At 69.0% G+C, this 19,346-nt stretch carries 16 protein-coding genes; 5 read left to right on the top strand and 11 right to left on the bottom strand.

All coding sequences use genetic code 11. The features are described from left to right. Positions 1-95: 95 nt before the first annotated feature. A complete protein-coding gene (locus tag WME79_RS39120) occupies positions 96-1,229 on the bottom strand; it encodes a PAS domain-containing protein (RefSeq protein WP_437525550.1) in 1,134 nt (377 codons plus the stop codon). 187 nt (positions 1,230-1,416) lie between these two features. After that, entirely contained in the window at positions 1,417-2,337 is a 921-nt protein-coding gene (locus WME79_RS39125; protein WP_437525552.1) for a LysR substrate-binding domain-containing protein, read from the bottom strand. A gap of 90 nt (positions 2,338-2,427) precedes the next feature. Here WME79_RS39125 and WME79_RS39130 point away from each other — a divergent pair, with 90 nt between their 5' ends. Next, positions 2,428-3,321: an SDR family oxidoreductase gene (locus tag WME79_RS39130; RefSeq protein ID WP_437525554.1), complete on the top strand. Its 894-nt coding sequence runs from the start codon at positions 2,428-2,430 to the stop codon at positions 3,319-3,321. On the opposite strand, the gene WME79_RS39135 is transcribed toward WME79_RS39130, so the two are convergent. The 4 genes from WME79_RS39135 to WME79_RS39150 form a co-directional block, all read right to left on the bottom strand. After that, positions 3,322-4,152 carry a SagB/ThcOx family dehydrogenase gene (locus tag WME79_RS39135; protein ID WP_437525556.1) on the bottom strand — a complete coding sequence of 277 codons (831 nt, stop codon included), beginning with the start codon at positions 4,150-4,152 and terminating at the stop codon, positions 3,322-3,324. 124 nt (positions 4,153-4,276) lie between these two features. Continuing rightward, entirely contained in the window at positions 4,277-5,668 is a 1,392-nt protein-coding gene (locus WME79_RS39140; protein ID WP_437525558.1) for a YcaO-like family protein, read from the bottom strand. Then, positions 5,665-6,651: a TOMM precursor leader peptide-binding protein gene (locus tag WME79_RS39145; protein WP_437525560.1), complete on the bottom strand. Its 987-nt coding sequence runs from the start codon at positions 6,649-6,651 to the stop codon at positions 5,665-5,667. The genes WME79_RS39140 and WME79_RS39145 overlap by 4 nt, the downstream gene beginning before the upstream one ends. A 172-nt stretch (positions 6,652-6,823) precedes the next feature. Next, on the bottom strand, positions 6,824-6,949 hold the full coding sequence (locus WME79_RS39150) for a hypothetical protein (RefSeq protein ID WP_437525562.1): 126 nt from the start codon (positions 6,947-6,949) through the stop codon (positions 6,824-6,826). 648 nt (positions 6,950-7,597) lie between these two features. Here WME79_RS39150 and WME79_RS39155 point away from each other — a divergent pair. Next, the gene (locus WME79_RS39155; RefSeq protein ID WP_437525563.1) at positions 7,598-9,124 is read left to right on the top strand and encodes a hypothetical protein; all 1,527 of its coding nucleotides are present in this window, start codon (positions 7,598-7,600) and stop codon (positions 9,122-9,124) included. 458 nt (positions 9,125-9,582) lie between these two features. On the opposite strand, the gene WME79_RS39160 is transcribed toward WME79_RS39155, so the two are convergent. Further along, positions 9,583-10,503, bottom strand: a complete 921-nt coding sequence (locus WME79_RS39160) for a transposase (protein ID WP_437525565.1) — start codon at positions 10,501-10,503, stop codon at positions 9,583-9,585. 266 nt (positions 10,504-10,769) lie between these two features. Between WME79_RS39160 and WME79_RS39165 the strand changes: the two genes are divergently transcribed. Then, positions 10,770-12,071: a DNA polymerase beta superfamily protein gene (locus WME79_RS39165; protein WP_437525567.1), complete on the top strand. Its 1,302-nt coding sequence runs from the start codon at positions 10,770-10,772 to the stop codon at positions 12,069-12,071. After that, a complete protein-coding gene (locus WME79_RS39170; RefSeq protein ID WP_437525569.1) occupies positions 12,068-12,847 on the top strand; it encodes a nucleotidyltransferase domain-containing protein in 780 nt (259 codons plus the stop codon). The genes WME79_RS39165 and WME79_RS39170 overlap by 4 nt, the downstream gene beginning before the upstream one ends. Before the next feature lie 127 nt (positions 12,848-12,974). Here WME79_RS39170 and WME79_RS39175 read toward each other — a convergent pair whose 3' ends face one another. From WME79_RS39175 to WME79_RS39190, 4 genes are all read right to left on the bottom strand, one after another. Next, positions 12,975-14,753 carry a serine/threonine protein kinase gene (locus WME79_RS39175; protein ID WP_437525571.1) on the bottom strand — a complete coding sequence of 593 codons (1,779 nt, stop codon included), beginning with the start codon at positions 14,751-14,753 and terminating at the stop codon, positions 12,975-12,977. A gap of 72 nt (positions 14,754-14,825) precedes the next feature. Next, positions 14,826-15,425 carry a TIGR00725 family protein gene (locus WME79_RS39180; protein WP_437525573.1) on the bottom strand — a complete coding sequence of 200 codons (600 nt, stop codon included), beginning with the start codon at positions 15,423-15,425 and terminating at the stop codon, positions 14,826-14,828. Positions 15,426-15,444: 19 nt separating this feature from the next. Next, entirely contained in the window at positions 15,445-15,993 is a 549-nt protein-coding gene (locus WME79_RS39185; RefSeq protein ID WP_437525575.1) for a chalcone isomerase family protein, read from the bottom strand. A gap of 176 nt (positions 15,994-16,169) precedes the next feature. Further along, complete coding sequence (locus WME79_RS39190; protein ID WP_437525577.1) at positions 16,170-17,495, bottom strand: SGNH/GDSL hydrolase family protein; 1,326 nt, start codon at positions 17,493-17,495, stop codon at positions 16,170-16,172. A 489-nt stretch (positions 17,496-17,984) separates the two neighbouring features. Here WME79_RS39190 and WME79_RS39195 point away from each other — a divergent pair, with 489 nt between their 5' ends. Further along, positions 17,985-19,340, top strand: a complete 1,356-nt coding sequence (locus tag WME79_RS39195) for a M16 family metallopeptidase (protein ID WP_437525579.1) — start codon at positions 17,985-17,987, stop codon at positions 19,338-19,340. Positions 19,341-19,346 lie beyond the last annotated feature (6 nt).

The raw sequence follows: 19,346 nt of genomic DNA on the forward strand, positions 1-19,346 counted from the left end.
AACCTGGGTCGGGTCGCCCCCCTACCTCAACCTGGGTCGGGTCGTCCCACCTCAACCTGGGTCGGGTCGCCCCACCTCAACCTGGGTCGGCGATCTCAACCCAGGTTGGGTCGCCCGCCTCGGATCGTCTCGCGCAGCGTCAGCCCGATGCAATGCTTCAGGCCCGCCTGGAGGTCCGATAGCGTCGTGATCTCGGCAAGATCGACCCCGAGCGAGACGATCGTCTGGGCGACGCTCGGCCGGATCCCGGTAATGATGCCCTCCGCGCCAAGGAGCCGGATCGCGCGGACGAGATCGACGAGGTAGCTCGCCGTCTTCGTGTCCACGGCCTCGACCCCGGTCAGGTCCAGCAGCGCATAGCGGGCCCCGGTGCGCACCACCGCCTGGAGCAGACTGTCCATCACCTCCGCCGTCCTCGCGCTGTCGACCACGCCGATCATCGGGAGCGCCAGCACGCCCTTCCAGACCTGCAGGATGGGCGTCGAGAGCTGGCGGATGACCTGCTGCTGCCGCTCGATGATCGCCAGCCGCTCCCGGAGCTCCCTCTCCGCGCGCCGTGCCTCGGTGAGATCGAGAGTGATGCCGACCACCGAGTCCACCTCGCCCCCCTCCCCTCGGACCGGGACGAACCAGTTCTCGATGGGCTTTCCGTCCGCTTCCATGACGTTGTGCATCGGCTCCCCTCGAAGTGCCCTGCGCAACCCCCCGGTCTGGTGCTCCTTGTAGATATCGAAATTGTTCAGCCCCACGAGCTGTCCTGGCTTCATGCCGGCCGCCGCGAGCGCCTTGCCGTCGTAGTAGGTGAACACGCCGCTGGCATCGCAGGCCCAGACGACGACATCGAGGTTCTCGACGAGGGCGCGGAGGATGTGCTGGTGCTCCGCCTGACGCCTGGACGCCTCGAGCTCGGCCGTCACGTCGCGGCCGATGCACACCACGCCCACCGCCTCGCCCCGCGCATCGAGCACGCGATGGTGAACCCACACGACGGCCACGTCGCCCCCGTCGCTCCGGGCGTGACGCAGGCGTTGCTCCCCGCAGTCCTCATCCAGCAGCCGCTGCCACAACCCCGCGCCCTCGGGGACAGGAAGCAGCTCGGCGATGGATCGACCCATCGCCTCCTGCCTCGAGAACCCGAGCCGTCGCGCGGCGCCTTCGTTCCACGCCGTGATCGCCAGATCCAGCCCGTATTCGACCACCGCGAGCGGCGATCGCGCGAGAGTGTCCACGTGTGCGCTCATGTTCAGGTGCCCCGCCTGCGATGAGCCGGCGGCCTCGGCTGTGCAGCCTAACCTCACGACCTGTCGGCAAATCAAGCCTGAAGGGGCGCCCGCGTGGAGGCGCGGATCACATCTCGTCGCGGCGCTGCCGTTGGTCCAACACGTGTGTAATATGCGCGACAACCCCGATGAGGCGCTAGCCCTCACCGACGCGGCCCGCGCGCGCCTTGAGCTGCATCCGCAGCGCCTCGACCACGTGGTCGCGCAACGCGACGGTCTTCCTCGGCAAGTGCTGGCCGCTCGGAAACACGAGGAAGACGCCGCCCGTCGGCGCCGTCCAGCGCGGCAGCACGCGGACGAGCGCTCCAGCGAGCACGTCCTGCTGAACGAGGAACGTCGGGAGCAGGCCGATCCCACCGCCGTTGCGCACCACCTCGCGCGCGAAGAACCCGTCGTTCACGAGCCAGCGGATGCGGAGCCGCGCGCCGGCGCGCGACATCGCGTCTCGCCCGGACGTGCTCGTCTTGATGAGCGCCACGCCATCGTGCCCCGCGAGATCCTCCAGCGTCCTCGGCGTCCCCCGCGCGGCCAGGTACGCGGGCGAGCCGTAGAATTGCAGGTGCAGCTCGCCCACCTTGCGCGCGACCAGCGTCGAGTCTCGCGGCTGCTTCGCAAGAAACCGGAACGCAGCGTCGTACCCCTCTTTCACCAGATCCACGGGCTGCGTCGACAGGTGCATCTCGACCGTGATGCGCGGGTAGCGGCGGCAGAAAGCGGCGAGGATCTCCGCCAGCACCTCGGTGGCAAAGTCCGCCGTCGCGGTGAGGCGCAGCGTGCCCGACGGCTCGTCCTCAAGCTCCGGGATCCCCTCGATGGCCTCCGTCAGCGCCTTGAGCCGCGAGCCGAGGCGGTCCACCAGCGCGTGCCCGGCCGTCGTCAGCGCCACGCTGCGCGTCGTCCGCTGCAAGAGCCGCACGCCGAGCGACGCCTCCAGCGACGCGACGCCCCGGCTGACCGTCGACTTGGGCACCCCCAGCCGGCGCGCCGCCTCCGTGAAGCTCGCCGTCTCGGCGACCGCCGCGAAGACGGAGAGGTGGTTCAGATCCATTGTTCCCATTTCGGCACACAGTAGCCAATTTCTGCGTGTTGCACCAGATTCGAGACAGAGACAAACATCCGCTCAACCTCGTCACAAGGAGCTCTCACCATGTCTCAGCCTCTCCTCGTCACCGGCGCGAACGGCCAGCTCGGGCGGCGCGTCGTCGATCTCTTGCTCGCGCAGGGCGCAGGGCCGCTCATCGTCACGACCCGGCACCCGGAGAAGCTCGGCGAGCTCCGCGCCCGCGGCGTCGAGGTGCGGCGCGCAGACTTCGATGCTCCCGCCTCGCTCGCGGAGGCGTTCGCCGGCGCGGCGCGCCTCTTGCTCATCAGCACCGACGCGCTGGACCGCCCCGGCCGGCGCATCGCGCAGCACCTGAGCGCGCTCGAGGCCGCGGCGAAGGCGGGCGTGCGGCACGTGGTCTACACGTCGCTGACCAACCCCGGGCCAGGCTCGCCGATCACGATCGCGCCCGACCACCAGGCCACCGAGGACGCCCTCGCGGAGAGCGGGCTCGGCGCGACCGTCCTGCGCAACAATCTGTATACGGACTTCCTCATGGCCTCGCTGCGGCGCGCGCTGGCAACAGGCCAGCTGGTCGCCGCGGCCGGCGACGGCAAGGTCGGGTATGTCACGCGCGAGGACTGCGCTCGCGCTGCAGCCGCGGCCCTGACGGCCGATTTCGACGGCCAGCGCGTGCTCGATATCACCGGGCCGGCGGCCGTGTCCCAGCGCGAGCTCGCGCAGATCGCCTCGGCTGTCACAGGCAAGTCGATCGACTACGTGCCCGTGCCGCGCGATGCGCTGGAGCAAGGCATGCAGAAGGCCGGGATGCCTCCGGCGATTGCCGAGCTGCTCGCCTCCTTCGACGAGGCGATCGCCCGCGGAACGCTGGACGTGGCCACGAGGGCGGTGGAGGAGCTCACCGGCAAGCCCGCGGAGGACATGCGGAGCTACCTTGCGCGCCACCGGGCAGCGCTGCTCGCGCCGGTCGAGGCCTGATCAGGCGGGGACACCGATGGCGAGCGTGTAGACGACAGACTCGTTCACCCCATCCATGCCGAGGAGATCGTCGATGCCGCGGTCATAGAAGCCGCCCAGCGGAACGCCGCCGAGCTGAAGCGACTGGGAGGCCAGCAGCACGTTTTGCGCCAGATGCCCGGCTTCGATCAGCGCGAACCGGTACCCTCGGAGCCCGTATTTGAACCGATTTCGCCTGAACATCGCCGCGATCAGCAGGACCACGCACGCGCCCGTCACGATCTCGGGAGCGACCATGGAGCCGCATAGCTCCTCCCGGCAGTCGCCGGCCCGCACCTGTTCCAGGGCGTGCTGGAAGGGGTCGTAGTGGTACACGCCACAGGCAACACCGTCGACCCGGAGGACCGCGCAGTAGAGATCCAAGGGGTAAAGCGCGCCTCCTGAGGGGACGGTCCGCATCGTCATCGGGCTCGCGGGAACCGTGTGGGTGATGCCATACCCGGCGTACACGAGGCTCGAGAGTGCCTGTGCGTCGATTTGCGCGCCGCTGAACTGGCGGATCGATCTGCGCTCCCGCAGGAGCGCCGTGAGGCCCACATCGGGCAGCGCCGGTCCTGGCAGTTGAATCGCCTCGCCGAGCACGTACCGCTTGGTTGACCTCGCCGTCGAGCGCTGAAACTGCGCGCTCGTCTCCAGGAGCGTTCTACCAGCGGCCTCCTCGCCGAGGATGCTCGGATAGAGCTTGGAAGCCTCATGGTAGGTCTCGGCCGGGTCATCCAGCTCCACCTGGTCTCCATAGACCAGCTCCGCGACGTTGACCGTGGCCGCATCGGCTTGACTCAATTTCATCATGTCCCCCTGTTGACGCAGTCAGCGCGCCACGGCGCCGTGCCGCTGTCCAGCGCGGTCCGTCTCTTCAGCTCGTTCAACGACGGGCGTCGTGGATGACGCCCGCTCGTCCCTCTCTCGCATGAGCTCACGGGAACGGGTGCGGATGGGCGTTGATGTCTGCAAACGAGAGAGGCCGGGAGCGGAGCCCCGCCTCGTACGCCGCATGGTAGAGCCGCTTGCCGCCGAGGAACCGCGCGGTGTGGGGCGCGTCCAGCCGGCAGAGCTCCGGGCAGATCACGCGCACCACCCACAGCCCGGCGTCGCGCACATCCGGTGACGTGATGTCGACGAGATATGCGCCGACGCCTCGCCGCGCGAGCGCTCGCACGGCCGAAGCGGTCTGACCGAGCACGTCCGTGCCCTCCAAGGGGGGCACGTCGCCGAGGTGGCGCCGCTCTCTGCTTGCATCGAGGAACGCGGAAGACGCGGCGTTCTCTCGCAGCGCATGGTAGAGCGCATGATCGTCGAACGTGCGGACTTGATGCGCCTCCAGCGCGCGCCGCCCCCTGGGAAGAGCGCTCAAGAGCTGCTTCGCCAGCACCCTGGTCTGGAAGGCTTCGCGCAGCGCCTTCCGTGCAGCCTCCTGACCGGTCGCCGCGCTGGCAGCGCCGACGGTCAGCGCAGGCTGCCCGACCCGAGCGCATCGCGTCACGCCAATGGCGGTCGGCACGCGGAAGAAGGCGCTCGCGTCGAGCGTGGCATAGCGAATTCCCTCGGCGGCCGGAACCACTCGCTCGTCATGACGAAGCGAGTCGTCTCTCTGCCAATCCAGGAGCGGCAACTCCAATCGATTGTTCCATGCGAGCATGAACGCGTCGCGCTCGATGACCTCCATCAGCGCGCTGAACGCAGCTTCTTCCAGCGTGCCGCCCAGCGCGGTCCCGCTGCTGGTCGAGTAGGCGATCTGCGGCTCGCCGCGCGCGAGGTGTGAGCCCATGAACGTCAGCTGGGCCGGCAGCCACGCGGGCATCCCATCCTGGATAGACCAGCCACGCACCCACCGCACCCGGGTGCGCGAGGTGAAGGGCACATAGGGGAAGTCGCTCGACGCGTACTGCGATGGATGAAACAGGGCGAAGCTCTCCGGCTCCGGCGCTGCCCCGTCCAGCTCCTCGTACGAAGAGAACACAAGATCGCCCGCAGGCACGTAAAACGACGAATATCGCTCGACGGCTTCGGCGACCGCCGCCACCCAGGCCGCCTCTCGATCGGGATGCACGGCGTTGGACATGACCTCGCTCGGCGCGCCGACCAGATCCGAGATGTCGCCCGTGTGGGCGCCAAAGTTGAAGAAGCGACAGTCATCCGGAGCGCGGAGCAGCTCGACGGTGTCGCGCACCACACCCGTATAGGGAGACACGAGGGTGCGCAGCCTGCGGGCGACCTCGGAGAGCGACGTGCGTTGCGCACGCTTCAGCGCGACGTGACCACGCGCCAGCTCGTCGCCTGGGGAGCGGAGCAGAGCAAACATGTTCATGGCTCTGTTCCTGCCTGCTGGGCGTACCAGGGGCTGGGGGCGCTCGCAGCGGCGGCGGCGCTGCATGCCGAGCACCGGGGTACGCGGTACGTCATGTGCATGTCGCTACGGACGGTTTGACCTGGGTTGACCGCGTAAAACCTCCCGGGCAAGAGCGGGTCCCGCGAGACGATCCAGCGGGCCACGAGCAACGCGGCGAGGCCGCTCACGATCGCCAGCATCGCACTCGGCAGTGGGAAGCTGGGCGTGCTGCGCTCCAGGGCCCAGTATTGTCCGCGATACGCGACGTTCGAAGCGAGGCGCAGCCGGTAGCACTCGTAGCAGCAGGTTGCGTGCGGGAGGTAGAGCGGGCCCACCGCGGAGAACCGGCTGTCGTACGCGAGCACTTGCATCCAGGGGATACCTCGACGCAGCGCTTCCGTGTTCCAGTGCGCCACCCACTCGAGCTCGCCTCGATCCGGAGCGACCACGACGAGGTTCGCCGAGGCCAGCTCGCCCGCCCCGGCATCGAACGACCTCCGCTGCACGCCCGTGACCCCGGAGAGGCTCACCTGGCGCGCTATCTCGTCGGCAAGAACGCCGGCACCGACGACCGCCACGCTGGCATCGCTCAACCTTTGCTGCGTGAGGGATTCCGGCTCGTCATCGCGGTATGCCGCGTGGAAGCGGGCCGATTCCCGGACGGGCCGCGGCACCGAGGCCCCGACAGGAGAACCGCTCGTGAGCACCCCTTTCTCGGCCAGCAACTGCAAGGCGTTCGCGGTGGCGGGCTCGATGGCTTTTCCCATGTACTCGATCACTTGCTCGACCGTACGTGTCCCATCGAGGATCGGAAGCAGCACCGGCAGCAGCTTGCTCGCGGCTTTGCCTTGAAAGCAGAGCGCCCTCTCTCCGTGCTGGAAGATCACCGCATCATCCGTGATCGCGACCCGATACCAGGTCTTGACACAGGGAAACTCAGGGACGTCGTCTAGCTTGTTCATACTCACTCATGAGCTTCTTCGCGCAGCGGAGCTGGCGGCGAGGCCTCACCACTCCGCCAGCGCCGGCACACAGGGCGCTGACTGGGGCAGAGCCCGTCAGGAATCAAGGGAGCGCCGGACAAGGCCCCTCATCTGACGAGGAGCCCTGCCCGGTCTGATAGCGTTGTCCGTATCAACCGATGCAGAGGATGCTGCTACTGCTGCTGCACGCGGCGATGCCGACGAAGACGATGGCCTTCGCAGCGCCGTGCTCATCGACGGTGAGGTCCATCAGGTCATCGACCAACCGTTCAAACATTTGCGCTCATCTCCTGCTTCGCCAGATTTCAGCGACCGAGTGCCTGACACACCTTCGTCGAAGATGACTCAGCCGACAGGCACGACATCGAGAACATCTGTGCCGATCGGGATCTCAGCGATGCCATCTCGACGTGATGTCCTGGAATCGTTCGATCAGTTGTCGGTCATGTTCGATTCCTTTCTGCCATCGGTTACATCTGGGCACCATGGCAACCGATGTGCCAGCCGCGAAGGTGTGCCCAGCCTCGCCTCGCGACCGATGAACCGCAGAGCAGAGCGGGCATTCTCGGTCGGCCGCCGCAGGACCGGCCGAGCGGGCTGGAACACAAGCATGCGCAACCTCCTGCGCGATCGAGCAAAGCCCTACCGATGCGCCGCGCGCTTGGTGCGAGACGCGCTGGTGTCAGCCAGGATCGCCGACCTATGCCGCGGCGCGAGCCAGACGGGCGAGCACCTCGCGTTCCTGCACCTCGCCCACCGAGACCGGCAGCGAGAGCGCCTCCTCGGCCTCGGCGTGCCCGCCGCTGCAGAGCGGGCGAACGGCTCCTGGGCGAGCGCAGTGCAATCTGTTTCGCAGATTTCCTGAAATTGGACGCGAAACTCCCTTACGCTGGCCTCCCGGGATCTGCTTGGAGGAGGAATGTTCATGCGTCGATGGTCCGTTCTGCTGTGCGCTTCAGCTGTCGTTGCATGTGGTTCGGGGGACGACTCGCCGGGGTACAACGCGTCGGGCGGCGGCGACATCAGCTCAGGAGGAGGCGGAAGCGGGGGGGACGGGGGAAGCGGCGGGAACGGCGGGCTCCCGCACGGGTTTCGCTATGGCGCCAACCTCGGCCACCGCAACGCGGACTGGGGAGACGACAAGGAGGCCACGCTCGCGGCGCTCGCGGGTGTCCGCAGCCTGCGCATCAAGCTGCCGGCGGCCCATTTCGCGAGGTGGGGATACGAGATCGAGGTCGGGGACATTCAATCGTATGCGTCCCTCGGCATGGGGGATCATATCGGATTTCTCATCGGCTCCGAGTCGGTCGATCTGACGGTGGCGCCGGCTGACGCGGAGGACTGGCAGAACGAGTACTATATCCCGAAGAGCCTTTACGAGCCGATCTTCTCGGCCGATGGAACGGTGAATCCGGGCAATGCGTGGGCATCTTACGTGTATCGGACCGTCGACACCTACAAGACATGGGTCAAGCTGTGGCACGTGTGGAACGAGCCCGATTGGGTGGCCGACTGGCGCGTCACCGAGACCTGGAGGACTGAACCGCCGAAGGCCGCCGATCTCCCCCGATTCAATGGATCAATATTTGATTATATACGAATGCTGCGCGTCACGAAGGAGGCCGCGCGCAAGGCGGATCCGAACGCGCGGATCGCGACGGGGGGCATCGGATACCCCTCGTTCCTCTCGGCGATCCTGCGCTACACCGACAACCCAGACGGCGGGGCGGTCACGCCAGATTACCCGGAGAAGGGCGGCGCCTACATCGACGTGCTCGATTTTCATTATTACCCGATCTTCAGCCCGAAGAGCTCGGATGCGTCGGTCGACGATTTCCTCGCATCGAAGGACGCTTTCGCCGCGACGCTCGCCGACACCGGCGCGGAGGTGGAGGGGTGGAATGTCTCGGAGAACGGCGCGCCGCTCGCGCCGACGCCGGAGTACCCGGAGGTGGGGAGCCCGGAGTACGCGCGGAATTACCTCATCAAGATGATGACGATGGCGCAGGCGCACGGCATCGGCGGCGTCGATTGGTTCATTCTATCGAACGGCGAGGACGGGAGCGACGACGTGTTCGCGCACATGGGGCTCTACAACGATGTCGGCGCCCTCGCGAGCGTGGATCAGGCCACCAAGACCGACCTCGGCAAGGCGTATACCACCCTCAACGAGGTGCTCTTCGGCGCGTCCTACGATGACAGCGCGACCAGAGAGCTCGCGCTGCCGCGGGGCGCTCGGGGCGCCGTGTTCACGAAGGACGGCAAGCGCCGGATCGCCCTCTGGGCTGTGACGGCGAGCAGCACGGAGGACGCGTCCGCGAGCGTCGAGTTCGCGACGGCAACGGGGTTCGAGGTCCACGCGTGGGACGGTGCGAAGAGCTCCGCCGATGCGAGCAACGGCAAGGTGACGCTCGCCCTCTCAGGCAGCCCGGTGCTGCTGATCGAGCGGTGACGCCCCGGCGGGGCGACCCGACCCAGCCCGACCCGACCCAGGTTGCGGCAGCCCAACCCGACCCAGGTCGAGCCCGACCAGCCCAATCGACCCAGGTTGCGAGCCTACCCCGCCGGACCGGGTTGAACTGCGGTAACGCGGCAGGTTCAGCCGAGCTGAGCTCTACTCATGGCGCGATCGGACCCCGGCGAGGCGAGCTTAAAGCCAAGCTGGGCTAATCGCTATGTTCGTTTTTCGGCACGAAACTCCCCGTTCGATCACGCAGAGCCGATCGCAACCCCTCCGGACCCACTCCTACGCATTCGAAACGGCATCGTCCCTGCAAATCCCATTGCGTACAATGCCGCACGACGATCTGCCGCCCACACCACCGGCCCCAGACGGAGGCGCCCCACGACGAGGCACGGATGCCCTCGTCCGTCCCGCCCGCCTCCCTGCAGCGCGCCGCCGCTGTGGCTCTACATCGTGAGCACGACGTCGGCCACGCTGGCGCCGTGAAACGTGCGCATCCACCACGTCCCCGCAGGGAATACGGCACTGCGTACGCCAGCATGCCATCGCTCGAGTGCCGCACGGTACAACGTTCGAAACGCACGCACAGCGGCACCAGCGATTCGCCACGCGTCTCCCTGCTCGCGACCAACCGCAAACGTCGGATTGCCGTCGCGCAGCGGCTCGAAGCTCGTCACGCGCTCGTAAGGGGACACCTTGCTGACTTTCTCGGCGCCCAAGAAGCGACGTCCTTGCCGCTGCACCTCCGCGCAGGCCCGGGCTTCCTGTCGCTCGAGCTCAGCAGAAACGTCCTGGCGAAAGCCCTCCGCGCTGTGCTCCTCGATAGCCGGCGGCAGCGCGAGCGAGACCGTCACCTCCTCGGGCCACTGGGGGTTTTCCGGGTCGAGATACACCGAAGGTCGTGCCGCACGCAGCACGCCGCGACCGAGCTCGTCCACATCTACCTTGGCGCCCGGCCACTCGCGAGCATGCTGCACCAGGCCAGCTGCGACGGGATTCGCCATGACATAAGCGATCTTCTCCACCACCGCCGCGCGCGTCAGCAGCCGCACCACGCTCGTGGCCTCGTGGTCCCACACCGGGCCTTCCCATCCGCGAAGCACCTTCGTGCCAAGCGCGACGATGCGATGGAAGAATTGCAAGAACCGCGGCAGGACACCCCGCGAGTCGGTCACGACCAGGTGCAGATGCGTTGACATGGCGCAGAGCGCATGGACCTCGATGCCGTAACGGTGGGTCGACACCGCGAGGACGTAGACCAGGAGCTGGGTGATCGCCGCATCCGGGCGGAAGAGCAGGTGCCGGCGCAGGACGCGACGGGTGATCAGGTAGGTGGCTCCGGCAGCGATCTCGCGGGGCTGGCTCATGACAGGCGCAACAAGACAAGCGCCGTGCCAGGGATTTTCGCCAATCATTTCGCTGCTCGATCAGGCTTCGGGGGTGGCGGCCGCCTGGCGGTCCGCCACCTGAGCTGGAGCCGTTGCTTACTCTCTGGCCTGACCCGAGTTGCTGTTAGTCCGACCCAGGTCGGGACGCCAACCTCGGTCTGCCAAAACCTGGCCTACCGCCAACCTGGGTCGGATCCGGTCGGTCGCCCCCAACCTGGGTCAGGTCGTCATGATAGCGTCCGCTCATGGAGCTCCGCCTGCGCGGCCTCACCCACCTCGACCCGCTTGCCGTCCCGCTGCCCCACGGCACCGAGGTGACAACCCGGGTTGACCGCATCCTCGGCGATCGCCGCGTCCCGCAGGGCGCCATCGGGCGTGTCGTCGGCTCGGCCGGCGCGGAGCTCGACGTGATGCTCGTCGGCGTGGGCGTCGTCCGCTACCGCCGGGACGAGCTCGTCCCGCGCAAGACCGGCCAGGTGCGGCACGCGGAGCGGCGCAGCGCCGCCTGGGACGCCCTCCGACCCGCCGTGGTCCTCGAGGCCGTCGTGGGCTCGCGCGCTTGGGGGCTCGCGAACGAGGGCTCCGACACCGACCGGCGCGGCGTCTTCGCTCTCCCTTTCCCCTGGACCACAGGCCTCGCCGAGCCGCCCAGGGACCTCGTAAGCACCGACGGCAGCTCCTCCTACTGGGAGATCGAGAAGGCGATCCGCCAGGCCCTGCGCGCCGACCCCAACACCCTCGAGCTGCTCTTCGTCCGGACCGCCGAGGCGCGCGACGACATCGGCGCGTGGCTCCTCGAGGCGCGTGATGCGTTCGTCTCCTCGGCCATCTACGGCAGCTTCGGCCGCTACGCCCTCTCCCAGCTGAAGCGGCTCTCGCAGGCGCACCGCCTCGCCGAGCACCGAGAACGGGTGCTCGACTGGCTCGCCGACGACCCCTCGCTGGCGCTCGACGACGTCGCCCGGAAGCTCGCCGCCGTCAGCCCGCGCGCCGCGCCCACCCAGGTTGACCGGGAGCTCCAGGCGAAGGTGTACATCAAGCAGCTCTACCGCTCGCTCCACGACCAGGGCCTCCTGCCCGCCCGCGACTTCGCCTCGCTCGTGGCCTTCGCGCGCGTGGGCAGGGCCTCGCTCGATCCCGCCCGCGACCTCCGCCCCAAGAACGCCTACAACCTGGTTCGCCTGATCGCGACCGCCATCCGATGGCTGCGCGACGGCGAGGTCGATCTCGTGGTGCAGGGAGACCTGCGCGAGACGCTCCTCGCCATCAAGAGCGGCGCCTGGCCGCTCGATCGCACCATCGAGCTCGCCGAGGCGATGACGCCCGACCTCGAGGCCGCGCGGCACGCGACCAGGTTGCCGCCGCACCCCGACGTGCCCCGCGCCGACGTGCTCCTCCGGCGGGTCCGCGAGGAGATCGCCCGCCGGCACCTCGCGGCGGAGCCCGGCCCCCTCGGCAAGGACGCTCCCCCCGCGCCGGTCGCAACCTGGGACGACGGAGACGCGGCCCCCACGCCCGGCAACGAGGAGAGAAAGGACGACGGATGAACCCCCAGGTGCTCGAAGCAAAGCAGCAGGAGGTCGCGGCGCGCGTCATCGCCGAGGAAGAGGCCAAGCGTTCGCACCTCGTCATCGCCCTGAGCGGCGCCCACGCGTACGGCTTCCCCTCGCCGGACAGCGACCTCGACCTCAAGGCGGTTCACGTCGAGCCGACCGAGAAGCTGCTCGGACTGTTCCGCAGCAACGCGAGCCCCGAGCGGATGCAGGTCATCGACGGCGTCGAGATCGACTACACCTCGAACGAGCTCCACCCCGTCCTCATCGGCGTCCTCCAGGGCAACGGCAACTACATCGAGCGGATCCTCGGCCCCCTGCAGCTCCACGTCGATCCCGACCTCGCCTCGCTTCGCCCGCTCGTCGCCGCCGCGCTCTCGCGCCGGATCTTCCGCCACTACATCGGCTTCGCCACGAGCCAGCTCCGCGCCTGGGAGGCGGGAGGCCGCTCGTCGGCGAAGAAGCTCCTCTACGTCCTCAGGACCACGTTGACCGGCGCCCACGCCCTCCGGACGGGCGAGATCGTCACCGACGTCACAACGCTCCTCGACCCCTACGGCTTCAGCGCCGCGCGCGAGCTGGTCGAGGCCAAGCGCGCCGGAGAGCAGGCGCCGCTCGCTCACGACGTCGCCGAGCGCTGGGCCGAGCAGATCGCCCGCGCCTTCACGACCCTCGAGGCGGCCCGCGATCACGCCGTGCTGCCGGAGGAGCCGCCCAACCAGGGTGAGCTCAACGACTGGCTTCTCGCGCTGCGCAAGGCGCGGCGCTGAGGCGCGGCGAGGGCTCGCAGGCCCGTCCACCAGCGTGCGCACACGGGCACGCCGGTGCGTCGATCCCTGGACGGCCCAGGGCGGCTCCACGCTCGTTCCCGCGCCGGATGCCCGGCCAGCCCCGGTCTCACCGGGGCAGCGAGCAGCCGTCCCCGCACGCCTTGCGGCCGTCGCCGCACTTCACCGCGGGCCCCTGCCCCACGCAGGTCACCGGGCATCCTCCCCCGGCATTGGAGCACGACACCGCGCACGAGCCCATGCACATCACCTGGCACCCTCCGACCCGATTGCACCTCACGACGCTCCTGTCGCCCACGACGTGGGCGCACTTGTTGACGTCCTCGCAGGTGATCGAGCACCCTGCGCCGCAGGTGACCTGGCACGTCTCCGCGTTGCGGCAGTCGGTGGAGCAGCCGTCAGCGCACGTCGTGCTGCACACCTTGCTCCTCGCGCAGGAAGACTGGCAATCACCGGCGCAGTGAATCGCGCAGTTCTCTCGATCGGAGCAGCTCGGCCTGCAGCTGGACGCGTCACCGCACGTCAGCAGGCAGCTCACCGGCACGTTTCCCGGACTGCCGCCCGGGCAAGTGCAAGGCACGCCCGGCGGGCAGCCGGCGGGGTCGACCGCGAGCGCCGCAGCGCTCCGGGCCTGCGCGACATCCGGCAGGGACACCGGCGCGCCGCTGTCGCCAGCGTCACCGGCGCCTTGGTCGCGGGAGGGCCAGAGCAGCAGCACCATGCCGACTCCCACGCAGAAGAGGAGCACCCCCACCCCGCCGACGACGGCGATCTGCGTCGCTCCCGGCGCGCGCGGCCCCCGCCCCCGGGGCGCGGCCCCCGCCCCCGCCGCCCCCGGATAAGGCTGCCCCGGATGAGCCCCCGTCGAGGCGGCCACCGCCGCCGGCATCACCCCCCCCGGAGGGCGCGCGCTCGGAAACTGCGCCCCCACCGGCGGCCCGTCGGGGATGGCCCGGCCGTACGCGCGCGTGCGCTCGTCGATCGCGGTCAGCTCCCCCGTCGCGAAGGGCGGCTCCTCGCCCCGTCGCAGCGCGCGCACGTCGGCGAGCATCGTTTGCGCGTCCGGGTAGCGCCGCTCGACCTGAAAGGCGAGCGCGCGGTCCACGACGCGCGCGACCCGCGGATCCACGCCCGGCGCCACCGTCAGCAGCGGAGGAGCCGGCGTCGTGCCCCTCTTCACGAGGAGCTCTCCCTCGGTGAGCCCATCGTCATCGTGGACTCGACGGTTCGCGAGCACGGTGAACATCGTCGCGCCCACCGCGTAGAGGTCGGCCCGCCCGTCCACGTTCCTCCCCAGGATCTGCTCGGGCGCCATGTAGCTTGTCGTGCCCAGCACCGCGCCTGTCCGCGTCTTCAGCCCCGAGCCGCCCTGCTTCATGCGCGCGATCCCGAAATCGAGCACCTTGAGCCGCCCATCGCGCGTCACGAAGAGGTTGTCCGGCTTGATGTCCCGATGGACGATCCCGGCGTCGTGCGCCGCCTTGATGACCTCGAGGAGCGTGTCCATGTGGGCGAGGAGCTCGATCAATGAGATCGTACCGAGCCGCAACACGCGCTCGCGGAGGCTCTCTCCGTCGAGCAGCTCCATGACCAGGAACGGCTCTCCTCGCTCGGTCACGTCGATGTCGTGGACCTGCACCGCGGCCGGGTGCCCGAGCCGCGCGGCGGCGAGCGCCTCCTGCTCGAAGCGGGCGCGGAGCTCCCGGGACACGGCGCTCTCCGGGTGCAGGATCTTGATGGCCACGCGGTGCCCCACGTGATGGGTGGCCGCGTAGACGGCCGCCATCCCCCCCGCCCCGATCAGCGCATCAATCCGCCATTTTCCATGGAGGGTCGTCCCGACGCGGGCTCTCAGCCGCTGGATCTCCTCCTCTTCCGCTTCCGACATCGGCGCGGAGGCTAGCACGGGCTGCCTCGCGGCCGGCTCGCGCGGAGGCCCCACGGCGCGCGCAGCGCCCTGTCACGCCCCCCGGCCGCGGCCGCGGCCCGCCATCTCCCACGCCGTCGCAACCGCCTCTTCCGCGCTCGCGACCGACACGATCCGATCCGAGCGCCGGTCATCCACGCGCCCCCCGGCGAGCTGCCTCGCCCAGCCCCCGCTCGTCGCGAGCGCGAGCAGCGGCTTGCCGAGCTGCCAGGCGACGGCGATCTCGCTCAGCGTGCCCGCGCCGCCGCCGACGACCACGACCACGTCGGCCGCGGCGACGACCAGGATGTTGCGCCCGATCTGCATGCCGGTCGGGACGACGATGTCCACGTACGGGTTGGCCGTGGACGCCTCGTACCCTGGCAGGATGCCCAGGATATCGCCGTCACGCCACGTCGCCGCCTCGCGCCCGCCGCGCGACACGGCGGCCATGACGCCCCCCAGCCCCCCGGTGACCAGCCGGAACCCCGCCTCCACGGCGCGCCGCCCGAGCTCGACGCACACAACCTCGGTCGCCGCGTCCACCGCGAGGCCGTTGCCGATCACCGCCATAACGGGGCGGCGCGGCACGTAGGGAGCGATGTCCCGCTTCGTGTCCTCCTCTTCTCGCTCGTCCCGATCGTCGTCGATCACGGCTCCGCTCCAGCGCCCGCTATTTCTTCAGCCGGCCGATGAGCTGATCGCCCAGATTGGGCTGATCGATCTTCCCGAACCAGACGCTCCACACGGCCTTCATGAAGTCCACGCCGGCGACGCTCGCGCTGCTGCCGCCGACCGCGACGGTCGTGCTCTTCTTCTCCGGATCGTACTGGATGGTGATGCGCGCCCCCTCCTTCAGCTCCCCCTGGAACGCGCCCACGAACGCCTTGATCTTGGCCTGATCCGTGTACCCGTTCATCGCGAAGGCGCCTGTCAGCGCGTCGTGGATCTTCTCCTTGTCGACGTCGCGCAGCATCTTCCAGACGAACTTCTTCGGGACGTCGGCGTCGATCACCGCCTGCTTCGATCGCGACGCCGGCGCCTGCTTCATGAAGTGGCTGATCTCGTAGACGTCGATGTCGATGAACGCGATCGTCTTGACGCGGACGCTGGTGCCCGTCAGCGCCCAGTCGTCGGCCCTGACCGGAGCGGCGGCGGCGAAGGTGAAGACGGCCGCGAGGGCGACGACCAGCGCCACGAGCTTCTTGGGAATGAGCTTCATCGGAGACCCCCTGGAGGGCGCGGGCCGGCCGAGCCCACCCGAGGGCACTGCTCCCCGGGCCTGCCGTTCGTGCGCCAGCTCGAGCTAGCCCCCGCGGCCGCGTGGAGTCAAGGCTCGCGCCGGCGCCGCGAGGGCGCTCGGTCACGTGGTCGCGTGTCGCCCGGCGTCGGGTCGCGCTACCGCTGGGCCGGGTAGAGCCCGTCCACGGCGTCGGCCCAGAGCTTGTTCATGGCCACCCGCCCGGCGGGATCCGGGTGCACCTTGTCGGTGAACCGGTCGGGGTGGTCCTTGAACCACGTATACAGATCCGCCCCAGGAGGGAGGCCGTTCGCCTCCGTCAACGCGTCGATCGCCTCGTTGAACACCGGGACCGCGTCGTGGTTGCCGTCCGGCGAGAACGGGATGTGCGCGAGCACCGGGACGCGGCCCGCTGCCTCGATCTTGTCGATGATCTGCTGCAGGTTCGCCTTGAAGGTGCTCGGGTCGGTCTGGCCCCAGGAATCGTTGGTGCCGTAACCGATGGCGAAGTAGTGGAAGTCGGGGTTCATCTCCAGGACGTCATCGATGCGATCGAGCGCGCTGGGCTTGTCGGTGCTCTTGGTGAGCTCTCCCCCGATGCCGCCGTTGATCATCGCCGGATAGTGGGCCGGGTGCGCCGCGTGCACGTTCTCGGCGAAGCTCGGCTGCGTGGCCGGGGTGTCGCGGTCATAGGCGAACGCCGTGATGCTGTCGCCCAGGAAGAACCACGTGTCCTCCGCGCCCTTCGAGATGTCGTGCACGTCGATCTCGTCGAGCTGCACGCCGGTGTCGTCGGTCGTCGCGGGGGCCGCGGTCACGACGAGCCGGACCCAGCTCTTGCCGCCGAAATCGAAGCTGTGGGCGCGCGTGCGGACCGGGTTGTTGGTCACCTCCGCGACCTTGGTCCAGGTGCCGTCCGAGCCGTTCGTGGAGTCGCTCGACGTCTCCACGCGGTAGGCGCCCGGCGCCCCGTATTGCACGTCCGTGTAGTTGTAGTTGTACGAGGCCGTCCAGCTCAGGAGCAGCCGCTCGTACCCGGTGCCAACCTGGATGGCGACCCACGCAGGCGCGGCCGAGGTGGGCTTGCCCGCGATCCAGGTCCCTGCCGACCTGTACTTGCCGTCGTTGATCACCGACGCCGTCCCCGCCGAGGCGAAGGCCGGCTTGCCGCGGGAGATGATGGGATTGGGCACGATCCCCTGCGCGTCCGCACCGCCGCCGGTGCCGCCACCGCCCGTGCCGCCGCCGCCGCCAGTGCCGCCGCCACCCGTATCTCCGGCGCCGCCCGTACCACCGCCCGCGCCGCCCGTGCCCTGCGCGGTGGTGCTCCCGGAGCTCCCGGAGCTCGCTGACGAGCCGCCCGTGCCCCCGGAGCTCGCTGACGAGCCGCCGCCGCCGTCGTCATCCGAGCAGGCCGACAGGAGGACTACCGCCCCCACCGTAAGGGCCAGGAAAGGTGACTGGTGAAATGAACGAAAAGCCATCGAAACTGACCTCCAGCGCCGGGCACTCTGGGGCAGTTCGGCGCCACGATCAACAGCGGAGGCGACCTCCGTCATCGATCCACGCCGACAAAGTGAACCGGTAAAGTCACGTTCGCTGCATCACAGCTCGCAGCAGCTCAGGACGATACGCCAGCGGGCGGAACTATCAACTGAAACGGTAAATATCCAGAGATGTTCTCCGTAGCGCCGGTGGGACGGCAGATCCTCGCGACGGACGGCATCCGCGTCGAGCGCTCCCACACAAGCCAGCACGCACGACGAAAGGCGAGCGACGAGCGGTACCGTCAGGGCGCGCTCCGGCGACACCGCCCCAACCGGCGCGCTTGACAGGGACGACGGTTCCAGCGTCCATGCGCCAGGAGACAGCACGCGAGGGGTGAACCATTGAACGCCAAGAAAGAGCCGAGACCGCGCGCGCCGGGACGATCGAGGGCGGCAGGGCTGCTGGCGGGGCTCTTGGCGGTCGCCATGCCCCTCGCGGCAGCGGCGGACCCCGCGGGAGCTCCGGGCGCCCGCTCGGCGGCGGGAGCTATCGAGGGCCTGGCTCAGAGCGCCGCCCACTTCCGCCTGGCCAACGGCCTCGAGGTGCTCCTGGAGGAAGATCACAGGCAGCCGACGGTCGCTGTCGTCGTCGCGTACGAGATCGGCAGCCGGGATGATCCGCGGGGCTATAGCCAGCTGGCGCACCTCGTCGAGCACATGACGTACCGGGGCTCGCGTCACATGAAGCCGTTCGACGCCCTGAGCCTGCTCGAGCGAGCGGGGGTGCACCGCATGAACGGGGTCACGAAGCCCGACTACACCGCCTACTACGCGCTCGCGCCAGCGGCCGCGCTCCCCCTCGCGCTGTGGATCGAGAGCGAGCGCATGGCATTCACGCTCGAGCGCTTCAACGAACAGGCGCTCGCGCTCGAGCAGAAGATCGTGCGCAACGAGCTCTTGATGAAATATGGCATCGACGCGATGTTCCAGCGCCACACCTGGCGCGCCATCTTCGGGCAGGACCACCCTTACTCGGGCGCAGAGCTCCCTCTCAACGATCTGGACGCGATCGAGCTCCGGCACGCGCAGTGGTTCTTCCAGCAAGGCTACCGTCCGAGCAACGCGCGCCTGATCCTGGTCGGCGACATCGATCCACGGGCGACCCGCGCCCTCGTGGAGCGGTACTTCGGCCCGGTGGTCAATCCGAAAGCGCCGTTCGTGCGCCGGCGGACGGCCCCGCCCGCGTTCGCCACGGCGCAGCGGGTGACCTTCGAGAACGCGGTTTATCGTGAGCGGATCGAGATGTGCTGGGCCGCACCGCTCACCTCGTCGCGCGAGCGGGTCGCGGCGGGGCTCGTCGCCGACACGCTGGGGCAGCGGCTCTGGGCGCGCCTCGTCGACGATCAGGGGACCCTGTCGCGCGTCGCTGCGGACGTCGACGACCTGGACCTGGGATCGATGTTCTCCGTCTCAGCGACCCTGACGACGCACGCGACCCACGCCGGCGTTGAGGCGGCGATCGAGCGAGAAATCGGCCAGATGTGGAGCATGGACTGGGGCGCCCTGCTACCGGAGGTGAAGCAGACCGCGATCGTCCGCGAGCTCATCTCGCATGATGATCCGCTGGAGCGCGCGTTCCAACACCTGCAGTCGCTGCGCTCCACGTCGCGACCTTTCAACGTGGCACAGCGGATCGCTGAGATCCGCGGCGTCACCCCCGACGACGCGCTGCGCCTGCGGAGCTACTTCACGGCGAATCGGCGCCTCGTCGCCCGCCTCGTCCGCGTGGAGCCCGAGGATCTCGCGTCCCCTGAGGGCAACTTGACCGTCGACGCACGCTGAGGTGTC

The sequence above is a fragment of the Sorangium sp. So ce726 genome (assembly GCF_051521405.1).
GTDB lineage: Bacteria > Myxococcota_A > Polyangia > Polyangiales > Polyangiaceae > Sorangium.